The sequence below is a fragment of the Streptomyces sp. NRRL B-24484 genome (assembly GCF_000717715.1).
In the GTDB taxonomy this organism is placed as follows: Bacteria; Actinomycetota; Actinomycetes; order Streptomycetales; family Streptomycetaceae; genus Kitasatospora.
In genome coordinates this window covers 1-202 of sequence record NZ_JOAI01000184.1, presented here as the reverse complement: position 1 = coordinate 202, position 202 = coordinate 1, and the positions used below count along the sequence as shown (strand labels likewise).

Genomic DNA, 202 nt, shown 5'->3' with positions numbered 1-202 from the left:
CGGGATCTTCAGGGTCAGCACGCCGGCGTCGTAGTCGGCGGTGATCCCGGCGGGGTCGAGGGTGTCGGAGAGCATGACCTGGCGGGAGAAGACGCCGAGCGGGCGCTCGGACAGCTCCCACTTGACGCCCTCGCCTTCCTGGCGCGGGCGGCGTTCGGCCTTGACGGTCACCATGTTCCGCTCGACGTCGATGTCGATCGCC

At 69.8% G+C, this 202-nt stretch carries 1 protein-coding gene; it reads right to left on the bottom strand.

Translation table 11 applies throughout. The features are described 5' to 3' along the window. On the bottom strand, nt 1-202 hold a 202-nt coding region (locus IE98_RS0141840), incomplete at both ends, for an Hsp20/alpha crystallin family protein (RefSeq protein ID WP_030278076.1).